Genomic DNA, 2,440 nt, shown 5'->3' with positions numbered 1-2,440 from the left:
CCGAGCCCGGTGCGACGGAGGGTCTGCTGACCTACCTGGAGAAGATGCGGTTCTTCAGCCCGCGGTGGGTGCCGGCGAGCACGTCGTCGGCGCCCAGCGCGGCGCAGACGCCGGCGGCGATCCCCTCCTGACCGAGGTACGGGTGGATGCCGCCGACGATCTGCCCGCCGTGGACCATCTCCACCGCCCGTTCCTCGAACCGGCGGATCAGCCGGACCGTGCGGTAGAGCCGGACCGGGTCGGCGTCGGTCACACGGGCCCCTTGATGGCGGCCAGGATGTCGTCCCAGAGCCTTGCCCGGGCGGCGAGAGCGGTGTTGACGGTGTCGGCGCACTCCTGCCACTTGGTGTCGTCGTCGCCGCACAGGTCGGCGAGCATCTGCATGGCCATCGGGGTGTGCTGTTCGCCGTCGACCTCGATGTGCCGCTCCAGGTAGTCGACGAAGGTGTGCAGCCGGTTGCTGACCTCGTTGACCGAGACGACCTGGGTGAACATGTCCGGGATCAGGTCCTCCCGGCCGAACGCGAACGCCGCCGCCTGGCAGTGCACCGGGGTGGACTCGATGATCTGCCAGGTGGTCGCGGCGAACCTCGCCGACGCGGCCGGCACCCCGGCCTCGGCGAGCGCCTCGGTGACCGGTCGGCCGGCGCGCAGCAGGTCGATGAGCGCGTTCACCGCCGTGGTGTCCGCGCCGGCCTCGGCCATGCCCCGCACGTACAGCTCGAAGTGGCTGATGTAGCCGCCGCCCAGCTCGTCGCTCTCCTCGACCATGACGATGTCGTTGATGAGGCGGCGGCTGCCGGTCGGGCCGGTCGGGATCCACGGCACCGTGACACAGGTCAGTTGCCGTTGCAGCGACTTCAGCAGGGACATGAAGTCCCACACCGCGAAGACGTGGTGCTGCATGAAGGTGACCAGCGCGTCGTGGGTGTCGAGGTTGGCGTAGAGCGGGTGCTTGACCACGGCGTCGCGCCGGTCGGTCACCGCCCGCTCCAACCGCTCGATGCCCGGGTGCGTCTTACCCCAGTCGTAGCGTGACATGTCAGCCTCCCTGCTGGGCGCGGTGGCGCCAGATGACCGGGCAGTAGTCGGGGTCCGCGTAGTCCGGCCGCCCGTCGTGGGTGCGGCGGACCAGCACGTCGTGGTTGTACGAGGCGAGGGTGCCGTCGGAGAGCGGATACTCCCGCCAGGCGTTGTCGCCGTCCTGCAGGTGCAGCGAGATCGCCTGTCGGGGGCGACCGCTGACGTTGGGGCCACTGCCGTGGTAGGTGCGGCAGTGGTGGAAACTCACGTGTCCCTTGGGGATCACCATCGGGATCTTGCGGATCTCCGCGCCGTTGTACGCGGCGTTCTCGGCCAGCATCTCCTCCAGCTGGCTGCGGTCCCGGTCGGCGAAGTGCCGCACCACCGTGTCGTCCGCGCCGATCTCCTTCCACCGGTGCGAACCGTCGACCATCGTGATGGTGCCCATCTCCTCCCCGCAGTCGTGGAAGGGGATGAACGCGGTCAGCATCTTCTCCGACGACGAGGACGCCCAGTAGTGCTTGTCGAAGTGCCAGGGCACGATGTTGCTCGGCTCGCCGGAGATCGGCGGCTTGTAGATCAACGTGGACTGGAAGACCCGGATCTCGTCGGCTCGGGCGAGCCGGGCGGCGACCGCGCCGAGCAGCGGTTTGCGCAGAATCGCGCCGAGCCCGTCGTGCTCGTGGTGGACGTAGTCGTTGTGCCGCTGCACCGGCCCCTTGGATGGCTCCCAGTAGGCAAGCTTCGGTGGGCGTACCGGCAGCCGCCGGTCCCGCTCCCCGTCGTAGTAGCGCTGCGTGGCGGCGGCGAGGGCGTCCACCTCGTCGTCGGTGAACACCTTCTTCGACAGGTACCAGCCGTGCTCGGCGTAGTGCCGCACGTCGTCGTCGGACGGCAGCAGCGCCTGCTCCTCGGCGGTCAACGTCGGCTCGTACTCCGTCGCGGTCATGCCCCCACCCCCTGTGGTGTGGCCACCGCGGTGGCCAGTTCCCGCTCCTTGGCCTCGTAGAGGGCCTTGATGTTGCCGCTGCCGAAGCCGCGCGCGCCGCGTCGCTCGATCAACTCCAGGAAGAGCGTGCGACGCACGTGCATCGACTCGGCGAAGATCTGCAGCAGCTGGCCGTCGTGGTCGGAGTCGACGAGCACACCCAGCTCGCGCAGCCGGTGCAGTGGGGCATCGACCCGACCGACCCGCGCCTCCAGGGCGTCGTAGTAGCTGGCGGGGGTGCCGGCGAAGCGCACCCCGCGCCGGCCCAGCGCCTCGACCGCGCCGACGATGTCGTCGGTGCGCAGCCCCAGGTGCTGCACTCCCCCACCGGCGTGCTGGTCGAGGAACGCGTCGATCTGCCCGGGTCGCCGGTTGCGGTCCGGTTCGAGCAGCACCACAGTGACCCGCCCGGACGGGCTCTGCACCACC

Annotated in this window: 3 protein-coding genes and 1 pseudogene; all 4 read right to left on the bottom strand. The window is 69.8% G+C overall.

The genetic code is table 11. The features are described from left to right. Positions 1 to 58: 58 nt before the first annotated feature. A pseudogene (locus tag ABZ749_RS33890) lies at positions 59 to 253 on the bottom strand (thiamine pyrophosphate-dependent dehydrogenase E1 component subunit alpha); the annotation flags it as partial. Further along, entirely contained in the window at positions 250 to 1,041 is a 792-nt protein-coding gene (locus ABZ749_RS33885) for a DUF3050 domain-containing protein (protein WP_355008003.1), read from the bottom strand. The gene ABZ749_RS33885 and the pseudogene ABZ749_RS33890, both read right to left, overlap by 4 nt. 1 nt (position 1,042) lies before the next feature. Next, on the bottom strand, positions 1,043 to 1,972 hold the full coding sequence (locus ABZ749_RS33880) for a phytanoyl-CoA dioxygenase family protein (protein WP_357235173.1): 930 nt from the start codon (positions 1,970 to 1,972) through the stop codon (positions 1,043 to 1,045). Beyond that, positions 1,969 to 2,440: VOC family protein (locus ABZ749_RS33875; protein ID WP_357235170.1), on the bottom strand; the 472-nt coding region annotated here is incomplete at its 5' end. The genes ABZ749_RS33875 and ABZ749_RS33880, both read right to left, overlap by 4 nt.

This window comes from Micromonospora sp. NPDC047753 (genome assembly GCF_040642735.1).
Taxonomy (GTDB): Bacteria; Actinomycetota; Actinomycetes; order Mycobacteriales; family Micromonosporaceae; genus Micromonospora.
Note: the sequence above shows the minus strand (reverse complement) of the source record. Positions and strands in the feature narration are given on the sequence as shown.

What these genes read in the sequence shown, in the direction of transcription:
- ABZ749_RS33885 (WP_355008003.1), bottom strand. Translation starts at nt 1,041, where the DNA reads ATGTCACGCTACGACTGGGGTAAGACGCACCCGGGCATCGAGCGGTTG.
- ABZ749_RS33880 (WP_357235173.1), bottom strand. Translation starts at nt 1,972, where the DNA reads ATGACCGCGACGGAGTACGAGCCGACGTTGACCGCCGAGGAGCAGGCG.